The sequence below is a fragment of the Aminobacter sp. 01T433 genome (assembly GCF_056398585.1).
In genome coordinates this window covers 404719-423250 of record NZ_JBFTPR010000001.1, presented here as the reverse complement: position 1 = coordinate 423250, position 18532 = coordinate 404719, and the positions used below count along the sequence as shown (strand labels likewise).

The 18532-nt window shown below is 60.6% G+C and carries 16 protein-coding genes and 2 tRNA genes; 11 read left to right on the top strand and 7 right to left on the bottom strand.

Going from position 1 to position 18532, the window contains the following annotated elements:
* Positions 1 to 380: 380 nt before the first annotated feature.
* The 9 genes from AC1DLV_RS02160 to AC1DLV_RS02120 are packed head-to-tail and all read left to right on the top strand — an operon-like array spanning position 381 to position 11419.
* Positions 381 to 1376: a BMP family lipoprotein gene (locus tag AC1DLV_RS02160; RefSeq protein WP_476799710.1), complete on the top strand. Its 996-nt coding sequence runs from the start codon at positions 381 to 383 to the stop codon at positions 1374 to 1376.
* Between the two features lie 17 nt (positions 1377 to 1393).
* Positions 1394 to 2977 carry an ABC transporter ATP-binding protein gene (locus AC1DLV_RS02155; protein WP_476799711.1) on the top strand — a complete coding sequence of 528 codons (1584 nt, stop codon included), beginning with the start codon at positions 1394 to 1396 and terminating at the stop codon, positions 2975 to 2977.
* Complete coding sequence (locus AC1DLV_RS02150) at positions 2952 to 4049, top strand: ABC transporter permease (RefSeq protein ID WP_476799712.1); 1098 nt, start codon at positions 2952 to 2954, stop codon at positions 4047 to 4049. Before AC1DLV_RS02155 ends, AC1DLV_RS02150 begins: the two co-directional genes overlap by 26 nt.
* 2 nt (positions 4050 to 4051) lie before the next feature.
* A complete protein-coding gene (locus AC1DLV_RS02145) occupies positions 4052 to 5011 on the top strand; it encodes an ABC transporter permease (protein ID WP_476799713.1) in 960 nt (319 codons plus the stop codon).
* Position 5012: 1 nt separating this feature from the next.
* Positions 5013 to 5810 (top strand): purine-nucleoside phosphorylase, encoded by a 798-nt coding sequence (locus AC1DLV_RS02140; RefSeq protein WP_476799714.1) that lies wholly within the window; start codon positions 5013 to 5015, stop codon positions 5808 to 5810.
* Positions 5811 to 5857: 47 nt separating this feature from the next.
* A complete protein-coding gene (locus AC1DLV_RS02135; RefSeq protein WP_476799715.1) occupies positions 5858 to 6844 on the top strand; it encodes a sugar-binding transcriptional regulator in 987 nt (328 codons plus the stop codon).
* Positions 6841 to 8076 carry a phosphopentomutase gene (locus tag AC1DLV_RS02130; RefSeq protein ID WP_476799716.1) on the top strand — a complete coding sequence of 412 codons (1236 nt, stop codon included), beginning with the start codon at positions 6841 to 6843 and terminating at the stop codon, positions 8074 to 8076. Before AC1DLV_RS02135 ends, AC1DLV_RS02130 begins: the two co-directional genes overlap by 4 nt.
* Entirely contained in the window at positions 8069 to 9076 is a 1008-nt protein-coding gene (gene deoC / locus AC1DLV_RS02125; RefSeq protein WP_476799841.1) for a deoxyribose-phosphate aldolase, read from the top strand. Before AC1DLV_RS02130 ends, deoC begins: the two co-directional genes overlap by 8 nt.
* Positions 9077 to 9091: 15 nt before the next feature.
* On the top strand, positions 9092 to 11419 hold the full coding sequence (locus tag AC1DLV_RS02120) for an aldehyde dehydrogenase family protein (protein WP_476799717.1): 2328 nt from the start codon (positions 9092 to 9094) through the stop codon (positions 11417 to 11419).
* Between the two features lie 424 nt (positions 11420 to 11843).
* On the opposite strand, the gene AC1DLV_RS02115 is transcribed toward AC1DLV_RS02120, so the two are convergent.
* The 4 genes from AC1DLV_RS02115 to AC1DLV_RS02100 all read right to left on the bottom strand — a co-directional run bounded on the left by AC1DLV_RS02115 (position 11844) and on the right by AC1DLV_RS02100 (position 14174).
* On the bottom strand, positions 11844 to 12458 hold the full coding sequence (locus AC1DLV_RS02115; protein ID WP_476799718.1) for a hypothetical protein: 615 nt from the start codon (positions 12456 to 12458) through the stop codon (positions 11844 to 11846).
* A 273-nt stretch (positions 12459 to 12731) separates the two neighbouring features.
* Positions 12732 to 12808, bottom strand: a tRNA-Arg gene (locus tag AC1DLV_RS02110).
* 200 nt (positions 12809 to 13008) lie between these two features.
* Positions 13009 to 13524: a GFA family protein gene (locus AC1DLV_RS02105; RefSeq protein ID WP_476799719.1), complete on the bottom strand. Its 516-nt coding sequence runs from the start codon at positions 13522 to 13524 to the stop codon at positions 13009 to 13011.
* A gap of 2 nt (positions 13525 to 13526) precedes the next feature.
* A complete protein-coding gene (locus AC1DLV_RS02100) occupies positions 13527 to 14174 on the bottom strand; it encodes a TetR/AcrR family transcriptional regulator (RefSeq protein ID WP_476799720.1) in 648 nt (215 codons plus the stop codon).
* A 124-nt stretch (positions 14175 to 14298) separates the two neighbouring features.
* Here AC1DLV_RS02100 and AC1DLV_RS02095 point away from each other — a divergent pair, with 124 nt between their 5' ends.
* Both AC1DLV_RS02095 and AC1DLV_RS02090 read left to right on the top strand, forming a co-directional pair.
* The gene (locus AC1DLV_RS02095; RefSeq protein ID WP_476799721.1) at positions 14299 to 14664 is read left to right on the top strand and encodes a VOC family protein; all 366 of its coding nucleotides are present in this window, start codon (positions 14299 to 14301) and stop codon (positions 14662 to 14664) included.
* 17 nt (positions 14665 to 14681) lie between these two features.
* Positions 14682 to 15515, top strand: coding sequence for an alpha/beta fold hydrolase (locus AC1DLV_RS02090; RefSeq protein ID WP_476799722.1), 834 nt, complete (start codon positions 14682 to 14684; stop codon positions 15513 to 15515).
* 24 nt (positions 15516 to 15539) lie between these two features.
* Here AC1DLV_RS02090 and AC1DLV_RS02085 read toward each other — a convergent pair.
* The 3 genes from AC1DLV_RS02085 to AC1DLV_RS02075 form a co-directional block, all read right to left on the bottom strand.
* Positions 15540 to 15616: transfer RNA gene (locus AC1DLV_RS02085), tRNA-Arg, on the bottom strand.
* Positions 15617 to 15788: 172 nt separating this feature from the next.
* Entirely contained in the window at positions 15789 to 16625 is an 837-nt protein-coding gene (locus tag AC1DLV_RS02080; protein ID WP_476799723.1) for a universal stress protein, read from the bottom strand.
* Between the two features lie 108 nt (positions 16626 to 16733).
* A complete protein-coding gene (locus tag AC1DLV_RS02075; RefSeq protein WP_476799724.1) occupies positions 16734 to 18221 on the bottom strand; it encodes an ATP-binding protein in 1488 nt (495 codons plus the stop codon).
* Positions 18222 to 18532 lie beyond the last annotated feature (311 nt).

Below are 18532 nucleotides of genomic sequence, written 5' to 3'. Positions count from 1 at the left end.
CCGCGTGTGGCCTGACGGGCATCTGCAAGCGTGCGGCCACCGAAAAGCGGCGCCTCGACCACACCTCGCGGAAGATGGATGCAGGCTGTCGTGCCTTCGACAGCATATGTGAAACGAAGCGTCGGGAGCGATCATACAGGCCTCGATCTGCTTGCCACCTTGCCTGACTCACCTTGCCGACGTTGGATCGCCGCCACCACACAAAGCTGTGGATGGTCTCAGTGGGCCGCTGCTCCCCCGGTCGCTAACCACTCGATTTTCTTGCGCTTCTGCGACCCAATTGCTGCGCCAGCACCCGCTGGAAAATGGGTTTGAATAATAATTCATAGTGTGCATTATTATCAATCAAGGGTCGGGAGCCCTTGTTTGGAGAGGACATCATGAATCTTTTGCGCGCCGTCGTCGTAGCCGGCTCAATGCTTGGAGCTGCGTCTGTGGCCCTGGCCGATGCCAACCCGGCGGTCATTTTCGACCTGGGTGGAAAGTATGACAAATCGTTCAACGAGGCGTCGTCTGTGGGAGCCGAAAGGTTTCGCCAGGAAACCGGCATTGCCTACCGGGAATTCGAGCTGCAGTCGGATGCGCAAAGAGAGCAGTCCTTGCGGCGTTTCGCCCAGCAAGGGCACAATCCGGTGGTCGTCACAGGGTTCTCGTGGGGCCCGGCGGTAAAGGCGGTTGCACCGGAATACCCTGATACGAAGTTCGTGCTCATCGATTCCGTTGTCGACCTTCCCAACGTGCGATCGGTGACGTTCAAGGAGCAGGAAGGCTCCTACCTGGTGGGCCTCATGGCCGCCATGGCCTCGAAATCAAACAAGGTTGGCTTTGTCGGCGGCATGGATATCCCGATGATCCGCGCCTTTGCCTGCGGATACAAGCAGGGTGCCAAGTCGGCCAAGGCCGACATCGAAATCCTCGAGAACATGACCGGAACCACCGGCGCTGCCTGGCGCGACCCTGTGAAGGGCGGCGAGCTGGCCAAGTCGCAGATCGGCCGTGGCGCCGACGTGGTCTACCATGCCGCTGGCGGAACGGGCATTGGCGTGCTGCAGGCGGCGGCCGATGCTGGCGCGCTTGGCATTGGCGTCGACAAGAACCAGAACCATCTGCATCCTGGAAAGGTGCTGACTTCGATGCTCAAGCGCGTCGATGTCGCCGTTTATCAGGCCATGATGGACGTTCAGAAAGACGCCTTCACGCCCGGCCTTCAATCGCTCGGCCTGGCTCAGGACGGCGTCGATATCGCCGTGGACGACAACAACAAGGCGCTCATCTCGCCCGAGATGGCTGCGGCTGTCGCAGCGGCCAAGGCCCGGATCGTCTCCGGCGAGACCAAGGTGCACGACTACCGCACTGACGACACCTGCCCGCTCTGAAAATTTGAGGCCGTCAGATGGTCAGCAACGAGATAGGGGAGACCATTTCGGTCTCCCCCGCGATTGAGCTCATTGGCATATCCAAATCGTTCGGTTCTGTTCACGCAAACAAGAACATCTCGATGACGGTTGCCAAGGGGACCATTCACGGAATCGTAGGTGAAAACGGCGCCGGCAAATCGACATTGATGTCGATCCTGTATGGCTTCTACCAAGCCGACAAGGGCGAGATACAGGTCAACGGCAAACGGGTGGCGATCCGCCACTCCAACGATGCGATCGCGGCCGGAATTGGCATGGTTCATCAGCATTTCATGCTGGTGAAGCCGTTCACGGTGCTGGAAAACATCATTTTGGGCGCCGAAGACGGCGTGCGCCTGCAGCATTCCTACAGCAAGGCGCGGCGGATCCTGAAGGAACTGGCGAGCGAGTACGGTCTCGAAGTCGATCCCGACGCGGTGGCGGGCGATCTTTCCGTCGGGTTGCAGCAAAGGGTCGAGATCCTCAAGGCGCTCTATCGCCAGGCCGAAATCTTGATCCTCGACGAGCCGACGGGTGTCTTGACGCCGGCGGAAGCCGACCATCTGTTCCGCATTCTGCAAGGCCTCAAGGCGCAAGGCAAAACGATCGTTTTCATCACGCACAAGCTGCGCGAGATCATGGCGATCACCGATACGGTCAGCGTCATGCGGCGTGGCGAAATGACCGCGACACATCCGACCGCCGACATGAGCGTGACGAAGCTTGCCGAACTGATGGTTGGGCGCTCCGTCGAGTTGAAAGTGCTCAAGCCCGCTGCGAAGCCCGGCAAGGACGTACTTTCCGTCCATGATCTGACGGTCGCAAAAGACGGCGTCGAGCGGCTGAAGTCCGTCTCGTTCAATATTCGCGCCGGCGAGATCCTTGGCGTGGCAGGGGTCGCCGGCAACGGCCAATCCGAACTGCTGGAGATCTTGTGCGGGATGCGCCCGGCAACAAGCGGCGAGGTCCGGCTGAACGGTTCAGTCCTCGACGTCTCGCGCGGCGGCCGCGCGGCGGAAAAGCGCCAGAAACGGATCGGCCATGTTCCCGAGGACAGGCACCGCCACGGGCTCGTCATGCCATTCAGCGTCTGGGAGAATGCAAGCTTCGGCTATCACCGCAAGCCTGCCTTCACAAACGGGCTGTTCTCGCGCCCCAGCAAGATGAAACAGGCCGCGCGTGCGCTGATAGAAGCATTCGACGTCCGGCCAGACGATCCGTTCCTGAAAACCGCCAATCTGTCGGGCGGAAACCAGCAAAAAATCGTCCTGGCACGCGAGATCGGACAAAACCCCGACCTATTGCTGATCGGGCAACCGACGCGAGGGGTGGATATCGGGGCCATCGAATACATTCATCGCGAGATCATTTCGCTGCGCGAGCAGGGCAAGGCGATCCTGCTGGTTTCGGTCGAGCTGGACGAGATTCTCGGTCTGTCGGATCGGGTGATCGTGATGTTCGATGGCAGCATATCGGGCGAGCGATCTGTTGACGACACCGATGAAAACGACCTCGGCCTGCTCATGGCTGGCGTGAACCAAAGGGAGAGCTCCCATGCCCCAGCTGCCAAAATGGGCTGATGTATTTCTGGTTCCGCTGCTGAGCGTGTGTCTGGCGCTTGTCGTATCGGGCCTCGTTGTGCTGGCAATCGGAGAAGACCCGCTGAAGGCCGTTCGCGTGATGGCCACAGGCGCATTCGGCAACAGCTACAATCTCGGTTTCACCCTCTTTTACTTCACCAATTTCCTTCTCACTGGCCTCGCGGTCGCTGTCGCCTTCCACGCCGCGCAGTTCAACATCGGCGGTGAAGGCCAGGCGATTTTTGCCGGGATCGGCGCAGGGCTTGTGGGGCTTTCGCTCGACCAGACGCATTGGCTCATCGTGCTGCCAGCGGGAATTCTGGTTGCGTTCGCCTTTGGTGCGGCATGGGCTGCGATACCCGCTTATCTGCAGGTTCGCCGCGGCAGCCACATCGTCATCACCACGATCATGTTCAACTACATCGCGGCCGGCTTGCTGGTTGCGCTGCTCAGCAACATCCTCAAGCCCATCGGCGCATCCGCTCCCCAATCCCGTACCTTCGACGACGCCGCCCACCTGCCCCGGATCGATGAAGTGCTGGCCTGGTTTGGCTTTGAAGTGCAGCGCATGGAGGGCAACATCATGTTCTTCGTAGCACTCCTGGCTTGCTTTCTGGTCTGGCTGCTGCTGTGGCGCACCCATTTCGGATACGAGATCCGCGCCTTCGGCCATAGCGAGAAAGCCACCGACTACGCCGGGATATCGAGCTTCCGGATCGTCATGCTTGTCATGCTGATCTCAGGCGGGCTGGCAGGATTGATGGCGACCAATTCGGTCCTCGGGCAGCAACACGCACTGGTGCTTGGATTTGTCGAAGGCGCGGGCTTCACCGGAATTGCGGTCGCGCTGATGGGACGCTCCCATCCGTTCGGGGTCGCCCTGGCCGCGCTGTTGTTCGGCGCGCTTTACCAAGGTGGCGCGGAACTGGCGTTCGAGATGCCGGCGATCCCCGCGAAGATGATCGTCATCATCCAGGCGCTGATCATCCTGTTTGTCGGCGCGATGGAAAACCTCGTCCGCATCCCGCTCACCCGCCTGTTTGCATTCGCCCAATTCTCGCGGAAGTCGTGATTATGGACGTCGATATCATCATTCAAATTCTTGGTGCGACGCTGCGCGTGGCGACGCCCATCCTGCTGGCGTGCCTGGCAGGACTGTACTCCGAACGTTCCGGCATCATCGATATCGGGCTGGATGGGAAAATGCTGATCGCAGCCTTTGCGTCGGCGGCGACGGCAGCCCTTGTCGGCAATATCTGGATAGCACTTCTCGTTGCCGTTCTGGCGTCTTCGGGCTTTGCGCTCATCCATGGCCTGGCATCGATCACGCTGCGCGGCAACCAGCTGATTTCGGGTGTCGCCATCAACATGCTGGCGCTCGGCATCGCTTACCTGCTGGCGCAAACGATATTCGGAACGGGCGGTCAAACGCCTGGTCTCAATGCCGACCAGCGCTTCCTGGGCATCGAGTTGCCCTTCCACAATCAGCTGGGCGGCGTTTACCAACAGGTGATCTCCGGCCAGAGCGTGATCGTCTACCTGGCGCTTGCGCTGGTACCGTTGACCTGGTGGGTTTTGTACCGGACACGCTACGGCTTGCGGCTAAGGGCTGTGGGCGACGCACCGAGTGCTGTGGATACGGCCGGCATCAGTGTCACCAGGCTTCGCTATTCGGCTGTCTTGATCGGCGGCGTGCTCTGCGGCGTCGCCGGCACCTATCTTTCCACCGCCCAGGCCGCCGGCTACACGGATGGGATGACGGCGAACCGGGGTTTCATCGCCCTTGCAGCGTTGATCTTTGCGAAATGGCGCCCCTACCCCGCCCTTGGCGCATGCCTGCTGTTCGGCTTTGTCGAGGCCGTGGGATATCAGGTTCATGGCAACCTGCACTTCGACAGCCGCGTGCTCGCAGCACTGGTCGAGTTCCTTGAAAGCTCGCTTCCCTACATCTTGACGATCGTAATCCTTGCCGGGTTCGTCGGAAAAGCAACACCGCCTGCCGCAGGCGGCATTCCCTACACAAAGGAACGTTGAAATGAGCACTGAAGAGTCCCTGAAGGTCATCAATGCCCGCCTTGGCAATCCCAAGGTCCGCATCGGCTTCATCCTAGGGTCGGGCCTGGGGCATTTGACCGAAGCCGTTGACGGCGTCGCCATCGACTATACCGATCTGCCCGGCTTCCCGCATGCCGGCGTCTCCGGCCACACCGCCAAGCTTGTTATCGGCAAGCTCGAAGGCGTCGATGTCGCCGTCTTTGGCGGACGCGCGCATTTTTATGAAAAGGGCCAGGCCGACGCGATGCGCGTTCCGCTGGAAGTCCTTGCTGCCCTGGGTGCCGAACAGCTGTTTGCGACGAATGCCTGCGGTTCATTCTCGACCGATATTCCTCCGGGCGAACTGATGCTGATTTCGGACCACATCAACTTCTCGGGCCGCAGCCCGCTCATCGGCGAGCCAACCGACAAGCGGTTTGTAAATCTGGTCGATGCCTATGATCCTGCAAGCCGCAAAAGGCTGATGGAAATTGCCGCTGCCGAAGGCATCGCGCTGAAGGAAGGCGTCTATTCCTGGTACTCGGGCCCGAACTTCGAAACGCCGGCAGAAATTCGCGCGCTGAAAATCCTCGGCGCCGATGCCGTTGGCATGTCCACCGTTCCCGAAGTCATCCTGGCCAGGTTCCTCGGCATGAAATGCTGTGCCGTGTCGGTCATCACCAACATGGCCGCGGGCCTCGGCACCGAGCACATCAGCCACGAGCACACCAAGGCCAGCGCGCCCATCGGCGCGATGAAGCTCGAAAAGCTTATCCGTGGCTTTCTGCGTGGCCTATAAGTAGCTTACGGCATCGCCGTTTGCATCGGCCAAGGGAGACAAGAACGATGAAAGAAACATCCGGCGACTGGCACCAGTACAATGTGGTCAAGGCTGCCTGGATGTATTTTGTCGGGGGCAAAAGCCAGGCTGAGATCGCAAAAGCACTGAACATGTCTCAGCCCAGCATAAACCGCCTGATCGCCCAGGCGCAGCGCGAGCGGATCGTGCAGGTCTCGGTCAGCCGGCGGCCGAGCGAGTGCATCGAGCTCGAGATGGCGCTTTGCGCCGAGTTTGGGCTCGACAACTGCGTCGTCGTGCCGGTCGATGCTGCGTCGTCGCGCCGGTTCGAAGACGTTCTTCAGCCCGTCAGCAAGATCGCGGCAGCTTATCTGACCTCGGTGCTGTCAGATGCCTCGATCAAGCGCATCGGTATCGGCATGGGCAGAACCTTGGCTTGCACGTTCGCCGAAGTGGTTACGATCGAGCGGCCGGATCTGGAGGCGGTGTCGATTTCCGGCTCGTTGACCCGGTCGCTCGCTTCCAACCGAATGGACCCGGTTCAGGTTCTTGCCAGGAATGTTCGCGGCGACATGTACTTCCTGCCGGTTCCCTACCTGGCCAACAGCGTAGAGGAAAAGAACGTTTTCCTGTCCCAGCCGAGCGTTCAGCAATTGTTGGACAAGGCCCGCGCATCGGATCTGTTTGTTGTCGGCATCGGCTCGCTTGGGCGCGAAGACCACCTGTTTGCAAATCAGGTCATCACCGAGGCCGAGTACGAAGAGCTGGTTGCCACCGATGCGGTGGGCGATCTGATGGGCCGGTTCTTCGACATCAACGGAGGGCTGGTTCCGGTTGAACTCGCCGACAAGGCTGTCGGCATATCTCCCGCGGAAGTGTCGGATCGGCGATGCATCGCCATCGTTTGCGGTGAGACCAAGGCGAAGGCAACGCTCGGCGTGCTGCGCAGCGGGTACATCAACGAGCTCGTCATCGACGAAGCTCTTGCAACACGCATGCTCAAGAGCTTCGATAGCCGAAAATTGGTATCATGACGAACAACCGAGCCATCTTGATCGTATTGGATTCCGTCGGCATCGGCGGTGCCGACGACGCAGTCCTTTACGGCGACAACGGGTCCAACACCTTGGGCCACATCATCGAAGCGGCAGACCAGGGCAAAGCCGATCTCGCAGGCATTCGCCATGGGCCGCTGATGCTGCCCAACCTGGCCAAGCTGGGGCTGTTCAATGCACTGCGACTGGCTGGCGGCGAGGCAGACTTAAGCGACCCTGCAACCGGTACATGGGGCGTTGGAATAGAAAGCTCCAAGGGCAAGGACACGACATCGGGCCATTGGGAGATTTCTGGAACGCCTGTCAGCAAGGACTTCCACTATTTTCCGAATCAGGTTCCGACTTTTCCCGACAAGCTGATCGACGACATCGTCACGCGCTTTGGCCTGCCGGGCGTGATTGGCAACAAACATGCGTCGGGCACGCAGGTCATCGAGGAATTCGGCGTCGAACACCTCGCCACCGGCAAGCCCATTATCTACACCTCCGCCGATTCCGTCATCCAGATCGCGGCCCATGAAACCCATTTTGGCCTCGAGCGGCTTTATGCGCTTTGCGCGCTGACGCGCGAGCTGGTCGACCCGCTGGTGGTCGGACGCGTGATTGCCCGGCCATTTGTCGGCGAAGAGAATGGCTTCGTCCGGAGCTCCAACCGCCGCGACTTCTCGATGCCGCCCTTCGACCAGACTCTGCTCGACGAGCTGGTGGCGGCGGGACGACACGTGATCGGCGTTGGCAAGATCAGCGACATATTTGCCGGCCGGGGCATATCGGAATCGCGAAAAGCGATAGGCATCGAAGGCACTGTCGATGTGACGCTTCAGGCGATGCGCGATCTGCCGCCCGGTGGGCTGGTCTTCTCAAACATCGTGGAATTCGACAGCGAATTCGGACACCGCCGCGACGTGGGCGGCTACGCCAACGCGCTGGAAGTCGCTGATGGTCTCATTCCCTCCATCCTGCGCGAGTTGGGTCCAGGTGACCTGCTTATCCTGACCGCCGACCACGGCAACGACCCCACCTGGCCAGGAACAGACCATACCAGGGAAAGGACGCCGATCCTGATCGCTGGGCCGGGCGCAAAACCAGGATCCGTCGGTCTCAGAGGGTTTGCCGATATCGGCGCGACGATCGTGGCGCATCTTGGCGTCAAGACGAACATGCAAAGCAACAGTATCGATTGGAAGGGGAACGTGGATGTCCATGCCTGAAATTGGCGAAGGGATGATCCCTTCTGCCCCCATTGCCCCGCATGGGCACAACCTGCCGCGCAATCCGGGGATGTCGCTTGATCTCGATTGGGTCGAGGCCGTGCGGGCAAATACCTCGGCGATCGAGCGCCGGACCAAGAGCCTCGTTGCGAGGCGCACCGCCAAGAAGGACTATCAGGCGGCCTGGCTACTGCGAGCCGTGTCCTGCATCGACCTGACCACCCTGTCGGGCGACGACACCGAAGGGCGCGTGCGGCGCCTTTGCGAAAAGGCCAAGCGTCCGATACGCGCCGACATCCTTGAAGCGCTCGGCATGTCCGGGGTGAACCTGACGACGGGCGCGGTCTGCGTCTATCACGAGATGGTCGCGCCGGCGAACCGGTTCCTGCGTGGCAGCGGCATCCCGGTCGCAGCTGTTTCCACCGGCTTCCCCGCAGGTCTTGCACCGCTTGAGCTGAGGCTGAAGGAGATCGAGGCGTCCGTTGCGGCGGGCGCTAGCGAAATCGACATCGTGATCTCGCGCCGCCACGTGCTCACCCAGAACTGGGGCGCACTTTACGACGAGGTATCCGCCTTTCGCAAAGCCTGTGGCGATGCGCATATGAAATCCATTCTCGCAACGGGTGAGTTGAAGACACTGCGCAACGTCTACAAGGCGTCTCTCGTGGCGATGATGGCCGGCTCCGATTTCATCAAGACCTCGACCGGAAAAGAGGCGGTGAATGCGACGCTTCCGGTGTCGCTGACCATGGTACGCGCCATTCGCGACTACCATGAACGAACCGGCCATTTTGTCGGCTACAAGCCGGCAGGCGGTGTCAGCACGGCCAAGGACGCGCTTTCCTACCTGATCCTGATGAAGGAAGAGCTGGGGCGCCGCTGGATGGAACCAGACCTGTTCAGGTTTGGCGCATCGAGTTTGCTTGGCGACATCGAGCGCCAGCTCGAGCATCATGTCACCGGCGCATACTCCGCCTCTTTCCGCCACCCGCTTGTCTAAAGGGGCTCAAAGGCAATGAACGTAAGAGAGATCTTCGAAACAATGGAATACGGCCCGGCACCCGAGAGCAAGACCGAGGCCCTGGCCTGGCTGAACGCTCACGACCGCCGGTTTGGCCTGTTCATCAATGGCGCCTTTTCGGCTCCCCTGTCCGGCTCCACCTTCAAGACGTCCTCCCCAGCCACTGGCGAGACGCTGGCAGAGATCGCGCTTGCCGGCGACGGCGATGTCGATGCGGCCGTCAAAGCGGCGAGACGCGCCCAACCGGCCTGGGCAGCATTGAAGGGAAGCGAGCGTGCCCGCTTCCTCTACGCGCTGGCCCGCCACCTGCAAAAGCACGCACGGCTCTTTGCCGTGCTTGAGAGCATGGACAATGGCAAAACGATCCGCGAAAGCCGCGACATCGATATCCCGCTCGCGGTACGGCATTTCTATTATCACGCCGGCTGGGCCTCGCTTCAGGCGAAGGAGTTCGCCAACTATGAGCCGCTTGGCGTTGCCGGGCAGGTCATCCCCTGGAACTTCCCGCTTCTGATGCTCGCATGGAAAGTTGCGCCCGCGATCGCAATGGGCAACACGGTGGTGCTCAAGCCTGCCGAGCAGACCCCGCTTACCGCGCTCCTGTTTGCAAAGATCTGCCAGGAAGCGGGACTACCTGACGGCGTCGTCAACATCGTCACCGGCGATGGCACAACGGGCGCAGCGCTTGTCGACCATCCAGACGTCAACAAGATCGCGTTCACCGGGTCTACGGCCGTCGGCAAGCTCATCCGCGAGAGCACCGCCGGCAGCGGCAAGAGCCTGACGCTGGAACTGGGCGGCAAGTCTCCGTTCATCGTGTTCGACGATGCCGATCTGGACAGCGCTGTCGAAGGGATCGTGGATTCGATCTGGTTCAACCAGGGTCAAGTTTGCTGTGCCGGCTCGCGTTTGCTGGCCCAGGAAGGCATTGCCGAAAAGCTGTATGGCAAGCTTGCCGCGCGCCTGCGCACGCTGCGCGTCGGCGACCCGTTGGACAAATCGGTCGACATGGGGCCCATCGTTTCGGCCGAACAACTGGAGCGCATTCGCGAGCTGGTGAAAATTGGAACCAGCGAGGGGGCCGAACTTATCCAGGCGTCCTGCGATCTGCCTGACACCGGCTATTTCTACCCTCCGACGCTTTTGACCCATGTCGAGACATCCCATCTGCTCGCGCAAGAAGAGATCTTTGGTCCCGTCCTGGTGGCGATGACGTTCAGGACGCCAGGCGAGGCGGTCGAGATCGCCAATCACACTCGCTATGGGCTTGCAGCGAGCGTGTGGACCGAAAACGTCAACCTCGCGCTCGACATGGCGCCAAAGTTGAAGGCCGGCGTGGTGTGGATCAATTCGGCCAATCTGTTCGATGCGGCCGCCGGCTTCGGTGGCGTCAAGGAATCCGGCTATGGCCGCGAAGGCGGACGCGAAGGGCTGTTTTCCTACCTCAAGCCCATCGCACCTGCAAAAGCAGCACAAAAGCCAGCCAGGAAAAACAAGGTTCAGGCGGTCGAGGGCGTCGATCGCACGCCCAAACTGTATATCGGCGGCAAGCAGGCGCGGCCCGATGGCGGATACTCGATGGAGGTCACCGCACCTGACGGTTCCTTGCTTGGCCATGTCGGCCTGGGCGGCCGCAAGGATATCCGCAATGCGGTGGAGGCCGCGCAAAAGGCAAGCAGCTGGGCCGGTGTGTCGGGCTACAACAAGGCGCAGATCCTCTACTTTGTCGCGGAAAACCTGGCCGCCCGTCGCCAGGAATTCGAGGCCAGGATCGCGGCGATGACCGGCCGCGACGACGGTGCCGCCGAACTGGATGAAGCGCTCGACATCCTGTTCACCTATGCCGCATGGGCCGACAAATATGACGGTGCGGTACATTCCGTGCCGATCCATGGCGCGGTTCTGGCGATGAACGAGCCCAACGGCGTCGTTGGCATTGTCTGCCCGAATGAGCGTCCATTGGCTGGATTGCTTGCGCTGGTCGCGCCAGCGCTTGCCACGGGAAATCGCGTGGTCGTCATTCCAAGCGAAACACACCCGCTGTCGGCCACCGATCTCTACCAGGTATTCGACACATCCGACCTGCCGGCCGGCGTGGTGAACATCGTGACCGGCCATACGCTTGATTTGGCGCAGGTTCTGGCTCAGCACAATGAAGTCGACGCGCTTTGGTATGACGGACCTGTCGAGGGCGTAGCCCCGGTAGAAAAAGCGTCTGTCGGCAATCTGAAAAAGGTCTGGATCGTCGGCCCCGAAGGTGACCGCGACGTTCTTCGTCACGCGACACAGGTCAAGAATGTCTGGATCCCCTACGGAGAATAGGGCCAGCTGCTCGGTCGACGCCAATCTCTAGCCAGAGGCGTCGACCGGTTCGGCCGCAGCACATTTGCAACGGAGCTTCAAAATGACAGCTATCCAAGAAGATCCTCCGATAGCAGTCCCCTCACACCCTGAGGAAATCAAATCCACTTTCGATCTGCGCGTGGGGAAAAACATTACCTTGCAAGGGAGTGCCAGAATAACGCCAGCCGGCGTGATCTGCACCGGAATTGCGGTCGCCGCCATGACGCTTGCAGCGGCTTACCTCATATCGTCAATGCGGCGTCGCGGGAGTTAGGCTGACGTCAGTTGGGCGAACAGGCAATCACCTTGCAACGGGTGCGGCGGCCCGGCGAAGTGGAATCACTTCGCCGAACAGGATTTCGCGCCAAATCGCTCACAATCTTCTACTTGGCGGGATTTTGCTCTAGGACCACTGAAGCGAGCTCACCTTGTCCGCCAGAATTCCAAAGTCGGTCCGGTCGCCAGCAAAGTCGATCATTGCGCCCATGAAGTCGCGATGCTCAAAGAGTCTCGCACGACAATTGGCGAAGGTTTTGATTGATTCTGCCTCGTCATTCCAATCATTGCCAACATATGGCTCTGCGAAATCTATGTCGGAGAGCTGCCCGCTGCAGTCAGCATCGGCGGTGTACGTCAAAGAGCTGCCTCCAAAATTGGCGTCAGAGTGCAGAATGGCAATGACGCGCTCTACGCCTCTTGGCTGGATGTCATCGTTTTTCTGTTCACCAGTGGGCCTCAATCTCTCCAGGAGGCGCTGATCGTTCATCGCCGTCACCACATCGGCCGGCGCATCGGTGATCTGGCCACCGGTCGCCGCCCGTATGGCATCTGTGAAAGTGTCATAGCACGCGGTTTGGGCTTTAGGTTTCGCCAAGCTCATGACGCAGTGTCGAGAAACCTCTGCGGATTGAGCCATCGTTGCGCTGGGCGTGAGCCAAAGTGCCGGGATGGCGATAGCGGTCGCAGCCACAAGCATGATCGTGGCAGGCACTGTATGATTGCGTACAGGGTGCGTCATGGAAGTGCTCCTCATCATGAGTTCAACCTCCCCTTGCGGGAGTGACCGTGAGGCTGCCTGATGGGGGCCTTCATATCGCTTACGGGCGGGCGAAGGGCCGACGCGGCAATGCCTCTTCGGCCTCAGCCGGCACGCGGTTCTGTCCCGATGCTGTTGGCGCTATCTCTGAGCGTTTCGCCATAGGCACAAGCGCGGCCAATTCGATGCTGGTTACCCATTTGTAACCAGGCCAAAATGCCCAAGCTATCGATTTGCTATAAGCTATTGAATTAATGGCGCGCCCGAAAGGATTCGAACCTCTGACCCCCAGATTCGTAGTCTGGTGCTCTATCCAGCTGAGCTACGGGCGCGCAACAGGCCATCAAAGAAACGGCCGGGACGCTCCGATCAATCGACCGCAGCGACCGGCGCTACCTAGCCGCTGACATGGCGAATTGCAAGCCGCAGCAGCCAAACTTTTCCGGGAAAACGATCCACCCGCCCATGACGGGCTGAGATACCCCCGGCAAAACGGCCACGGCTCGCGCAAATACCCGTGCCGATACGCTTCTCAGCGGCGCAGCATCATTGCAATGTTTGATGTCACCAGCCTGAGGATGAAGCCGAATGGGTACATATTGGAGCTGGGGACATCTTTGGGAGTCTCGACGCCTTCAGCTTTGAACTTCGTGCAGATGCGCCACTGCAAGGGCGGCGCATCGCCTTTAAAGCGCGCCCGGTAGATCGGCAGCCAGTGCTTGGAATCGTCGAATTTCATGGCCATGGCCGCGTTGCAGCAAGAGGCGACAAGACGATTCGTCGCCGATGTCTCCTTGATCTTGTGGCTCTGCAAAAGCTGAGCACCCTTGGCGTATCGGACGCGATCGGTGCGGTAGAGAACATAGGCCGTGCCACCATCGGCATCTTGGACGGCGCTAGCATTCGGCAACGCTTCGAGTTGGCGCGAGCCGGCCTGGCAGTCGTCGCAATAGCACACGACACTTGCGATGGGTGCGCCGGTGGCTTCGAGTTCCACGCTGCCGCATGAACAGCGCGCAGTGGTCGCGGATTTCGGTGCCTGGGCCATGATCATTTCTTTCCGTATGCGGCGAGGAAGACGCGGACACCGTCGGCGGCATGTCGGCGAAGTTCGGCAGGGCTTGGTATCGCTTCATCGCCCAAAAGCATGGCCCGGTTCACCGGAGTGGACATGACCAGCCAGTTGAAATGCGATGCGGCCACGTGAGCGTCATCGATGGTAAGCAGGCCGCGGTCGGCCAGGCGCTGGAACGACGCGGCAAGGGCGTCCATCGCGCGTTGGGGTCCGCGTTCGTAGAGCACCTTGGCCAGTTCGGGAAAACGGCTGACCTCGCCGATCACCAGGCGGCGCAGCTGCATCAAGCGCGGTGTCAGCACCACCATGAGCTGGCGCTCGGCATAGTCGTAGAGATAGGTGGCCAGATCGCCGCTGGCGTCGAAATCGGGGACCTGGTCATGAACACGGTCACCGGCTGCACCAGTCATGCTGGTGACGATCTCGATGAACAGTGCCTCCTTGCTGGCAAAGTGCTTGTAGACTGTCTGTTTCGACACCTCAGACAGGGCCGCGATCTCGTCCATGTTGGTGCCGAGATAGCCGCTTTTCAGAAAAACCTCGGTCGCGGCCGCCAGGATTGCCTGGCGCTTGCGGGTCGATCGCGGCCCATCCGTTTTTTGCTGTGAAGCCACATCCGCCATGAAACTGCCCGCTGAAATCGAGACTCAGATTGACTCGATAGTACTGGACGGTCTAGTTTTGTGCAATATCGGTACTGGACCGTCCAGTCCATTTCATCAAAGCCAGATTGGGGAGGAGCCCACCATGCATATTCAGTTTGCCGAGTTGCCGGTGTTCGACCAGGACCGCGCCAAGGCGTTTTACGTCGACCATTTCGGCTGCGAGGTCGCAGCCGATGCGCCGATGGGCAAGGACGGGTGGCACTGGATCGAGCTCAAATTTGCCGGTGCTGAAACAGCACTGCACTTCGTCAGGCGCGCCGATGACGCACCCTCGGCCGAGCCTGTTCTGGTGCTGGTCGACAACGACGTCGCAGCCACGGTCGGGAAGCTCAAATCGCTAGGCGTCGAGATCATCAGCGAACCGCAGGAAGCACCCTGGCAACCCGGCCGCATCGTCGCCGAGTTCCGCGACAGCGAAGGCAATCGCCTGGTGCTCGGCAGCAAATGAAAACGGGAGAGATGGACGTGAACACTAAATCATCAATGCTGAAAGTCCCTGGGGCGCACATCTACTACGAGATGTCGGGATCCGGACCCTTGCTTCTGACGATCGCCGGCGGGCCTAGCGATGCCGGCGTTTTCACTGACCTAGCGCGCCGGCTTTCCGATCGTTACACCGTCATTGCCTATGACCCACGCGGAAACTCGCGCAGCCATTTCGACGGCGAGGCCGTGGAGCAGCAGCTCGATATCCATGGCGACGATGCAGCCCGACTGATCGAGGCGCTGGGGAACGGGCCAGCCTATGTGCTTGGCAACAGCGGCGGCGCCCAGATCGGACTCAACCTGGCGGCACGGCATCCTGAACGGGTACGCGTTCTGGTGGCGCACGAACCGCCATGTCTTGTCATGCTCGATGATCCAGCGGAGGCCATAGCGGCCGACAGGGAGATCTACGAAACCTACCACCGCGAGGGAGTGGGCCCAGCAATGGCGAAATTCATGGTCATGGCCGGCCTCGACGACGAATTCGACGACGCATCGTCAGAATTGGCACCGACACCCGAAGACATCGCAACGTTCGCCAGGATGGAAACGAATTTCGAATATTTCATCGCCCATGGGCTGATGCCACTTTCGCTCTATCGTCCCGATGTTGCTGTCTTGCGCACAGGCAGGCCCCGTATCGTGATCGGCATCGGCGAGGAGTCCGTCGGGCAGATCACCCACCGCACCAGCACGGCGCTGGCCACGAAGCTAAGCGTTACCCCGTTTGTCTTCCCTGGCGGGCACGACGGCTTTGGCACTCACACCGAGGGCTTCGCAAAAGCCCTGCATCAGGCGCTTGGCGGCGATTAACAATTAATGTGGCAGTAAAGAAAATGGCGCGCCCGAAAGGATTCGAACCTCTGACCCCCAGATTCGTAGTCTGGTGCTCTATCCAGCTGAGCTACGGGCGCGCATCAGGCCATCGACAATGGCCGGGTCGTTTCGATCCGTGGATCGCAGCGACCGGCGCTACCTAGCGGGTGGCTTTGCGAAATGCAAGCCGCCGCCGGCAAAGTTTTTCCAAGCCACGGCCGGACGCAAGGTCACCCGGCCGTTCGTCTTGCGACACGCCGATGGATGTCATCAGTGCGACAACAGCACCGGCAGCCGCAGGTCGCTCAGGATGCCCTCGGTCGCACCGCCAAGCACGAAGTCACGAATACGGGAATGGCCGTAGCCGCCCATGACTAGAAGCTTTGCCCCGAGCGACGTCGCGGTTTCCTGAAGGGTGACACCAATGGAGGAGCCGTCGATTCGGGTCGGCACCGCCTCGGCTGCAAGGCCGCGCTGGCGCAAGCCTTCGGCCAGCTGTTCGGCGGCGTCCGTGTCGCGCAGCTTCTTTTCATTGAGGACGGTGATCACCGAAATCCTTGATGCCTTTTCCAGGAACGGGCGCGCGTCGGCAACGGCGCGCGCTGCAACGCGGCTACCGTCCCAGGCGATGGCGACATGGTCGACAGCACCCACAGTCACAAGGTTCGGCAGCATCACCGTCGGGCGCCCGGCGCCGAAGACAACCGCTTCGGCCAGCATGCGCGAGGTCTGATTGCCCACTTCCCAGCCGAGCAGTGCGAGGTCGAAATAGCGGGCCTGCCCGCACGCTGCCTCGCCAAGCGCGGCCGAAGACACGGCTACCTCACCGGTGGTGACGTCGACGCCGGCCTCTTTGGCACTCGCCTCCACGGCGGCGAGAAGTTGCTTGCCGTGCCTGCGGCTTGAAGCCTCGGCATCACGGATCATCTGCGGGGTATCGAGCAGCAATTTCGAAAGCGCGTTGGAAACCTGAGGAATGGCCGGATTGAACACCACAGCACTCAGGCTCGCGTTGAGCTGGGCTGCGATCGACGCTGCACTCGATGCCACCGCCTCGGAATTGGGCTCGGGATAAGTGGCAAGGGGAAGGAAAAATTGCGGCTTCATCGGAGTGCTCCTGTTTTGACGCGCCGAACCTTGCGGCGTTGGCGCGAACTCGACTGAGATTACCCTATGGCGCGCAGCCCTTCATTGAGCTGGATCAAGACAGACTTCTCACGCCGGACGGCGCAGACCGTGACGTGCTTCATCGAGGCGAATCGGCTGGTCGGGGATGGCAACGGCAAAGACGGTGCGGCCACCGGAACTCTCGACGAGTTCCAGCGTGCCGCCATGGGCGCGCACCAGTTCCTGGGCGATGGCAAGGCCAAGGCCGGTACCGCCGCTGCGGGCCGAGCCGCGGAAAGCGGTAAACAGATTTTCGCGCGCCTTTTGCGGCAGGCCCGGGCCGGTGTCGGCAACCAGGATGCGGCTGACGCTGCCTTCGCGTTCAGCATAGACGGTCAGCCGATTGACGATGGCGCTGTCAGCAACGCCGGCCATCGCCTGGATGGCGTTGCGGCAGAGGTTGGTTAGCACCCGGAAAAGCTGGTCCGGATCGGCATCGATCTCGAAATCGCTGTCAACGGCATTGTAGAATTCGATACCCGATTCAGGCTCCAGGCCGAGCAGACCATGGACATCATCGACCAGTTGGGCGAGCCGCAAGCGCCGCCGCGCCGGCGGCAGTTCCTGGGCACGGCCGTATGACAGCACGTTTTCCGAATAGGCGACGGCGCGGTCGAGCGTCCTCAGCAATTTCGGGGCAAAAGCCTGGACGGCGGGGTCCTTGACCATGCGCAGGCGGTCGGACATCAGCTGGGCGGAGGCCAAGATGTTGCGCATGTCGTGATTGATCTTGGATACGGCAAGACCGAGATCGGCGAGGTGCTTCTGTTCGTTCAGCATCTTTTGCAGATGCATCTGCATTGCCGACAGTTCGCGTTCGGCGAGGCCGATCTCATCGGAACGCGCTTCCGGAACGATGACGCCGGCGGGACTGTCAGGGGCATCGGAAAAGGTCAGCATCGAGCGTGTCATGGCGCGGATGGGCTTGATCATGATGCGGTTGATGGCGAAGTAGACCAACGCTGCCGTGCACAGCGAAATCAATAGCGAGACAAAGACGATGTAGCGCGCATTGGCCAGCATCGCGCGATGCAGCCGATAGTCGGAGATGACCAGCTCGAATTCCTTGGGGCTTTCACCGACCGTGCCATAGACGCGCAGCATCCGATTGCCGCCGAACAGCAGCGTGTCGATCGCAGCCGGCATCGAACTCAGCACGCCGGTCTTTGCAATCTCGATATGTTCGTCGACCTCGGGCGGCATGTCGGCAACGACGAGCAGCCTTGAAATGCCGCCATCTCGCACGGCAATCGCCTTGGCGCCGATGGCCGCCAGCACATCGTTCTGGGCGGCGCGCGACAACGAAGTCGGATCGCCCTGCACAAGGATCGTCGCAACGGCCGCTGCGGTCGCCAGCCGCTCCTCGAGCCAGCGCATACGGAAGCTTGCTATGGAAGGCAGGAAGAACAGCACTTCGGCGAAGAGCACGAAAGCAACAGTCAACAGCAGCAGCTTGGCCGACAGGCTGCGCGAGCGCGGAACCGACCGTTCCGCCTGTTTTCCAGCATATACGCCGGTATCGGCTGCTTCAGTCATATTGATCTTTGCAAGTCCGCCCTGGGAGAAATTGCCTCGGCTCCGTCATTTCCCGAAACGCCTATGCTTCCCGTTCTGGCAAAGATAGGCTATCGCAGCGCAGTTGCAAATTTTGCAACGCAAAAAGCAACCTTTCGGGCCTGCTGCGCGGGATCAATCGCCGCAGGCGACAACAGTTGTGGCGTCCAACGCGAGCCGATTGACTTCGCGGCACCTTCTTTCTATAAGCCCGCACACGCTCGGGACCCGCTTCCGTCGCGGTTTTTGATCGCGTCGAAGCAAGCTGAGCCAAGCTCCTGTTACAAAGTGAC

Coding starts and splice junctions, on each gene's coding strand:
- AC1DLV_RS02115 (WP_476799718.1), bottom strand. CDS start 12,458: ATGACGCACCCTGTACGCAATCATACAGTGCCTGCCACGATCATGCTT.
- AC1DLV_RS02120 (WP_476799717.1), top strand. CDS start 9,092: ATGAACGTAAGAGAGATCTTCGAAACAATGGAATACGGCCCGGCACCC.
- AC1DLV_RS02130 (WP_476799716.1), top strand. CDS start 6,841: ATGACGAACAACCGAGCCATCTTGATCGTATTGGATTCCGTCGGCATC.
- AC1DLV_RS02155 (WP_476799711.1), top strand. CDS start 1,394: ATGGTCAGCAACGAGATAGGGGAGACCATTTCGGTCTCCCCCGCGATT.
- AC1DLV_RS02075 (WP_476799724.1), bottom strand. CDS start 18,221: ATGACTGAAGCAGCCGATACCGGCGTATATGCTGGAAAACAGGCGGAA.
- AC1DLV_RS02150 (WP_476799712.1), top strand. CDS start 2,952: ATGCCCCAGCTGCCAAAATGGGCTGATGTATTTCTGGTTCCGCTGCTG.
- AC1DLV_RS02140 (WP_476799714.1), top strand. CDS start 5,013: ATGAGCACTGAAGAGTCCCTGAAGGTCATCAATGCCCGCCTTGGCAAT.
- AC1DLV_RS02080 (WP_476799723.1), bottom strand. CDS start 16,625: ATGAAGCCGCAATTTTTCCTTCCCCTTGCCACTTATCCCGAGCCCAAT.
- AC1DLV_RS02095 (WP_476799721.1), top strand. CDS start 14,299: ATGCATATTCAGTTTGCCGAGTTGCCGGTGTTCGACCAGGACCGCGCC.
- AC1DLV_RS02160 (WP_476799710.1), top strand. CDS start 381: ATGAATCTTTTGCGCGCCGTCGTCGTAGCCGGCTCAATGCTTGGAGCT.
- AC1DLV_RS02100 (WP_476799720.1), bottom strand. CDS start 14,174: ATGGCGGATGTGGCTTCACAGCAAAAAACGGATGGGCCGCGATCGACC.
- AC1DLV_RS02135 (WP_476799715.1), top strand. CDS start 5,858: ATGAAAGAAACATCCGGCGACTGGCACCAGTACAATGTGGTCAAGGCT.
- deoC (WP_476799841.1), top strand. CDS start 8,069: ATGCCTGAAATTGGCGAAGGGATGATCCCTTCTGCCCCCATTGCCCCG.
- AC1DLV_RS02145 (WP_476799713.1), top strand. CDS start 4,052: ATGGACGTCGATATCATCATTCAAATTCTTGGTGCGACGCTGCGCGTG.
- AC1DLV_RS02105 (WP_476799719.1), bottom strand. CDS start 13,524: ATGGCCCAGGCACCGAAATCCGCGACCACTGCGCGCTGTTCATGCGGC.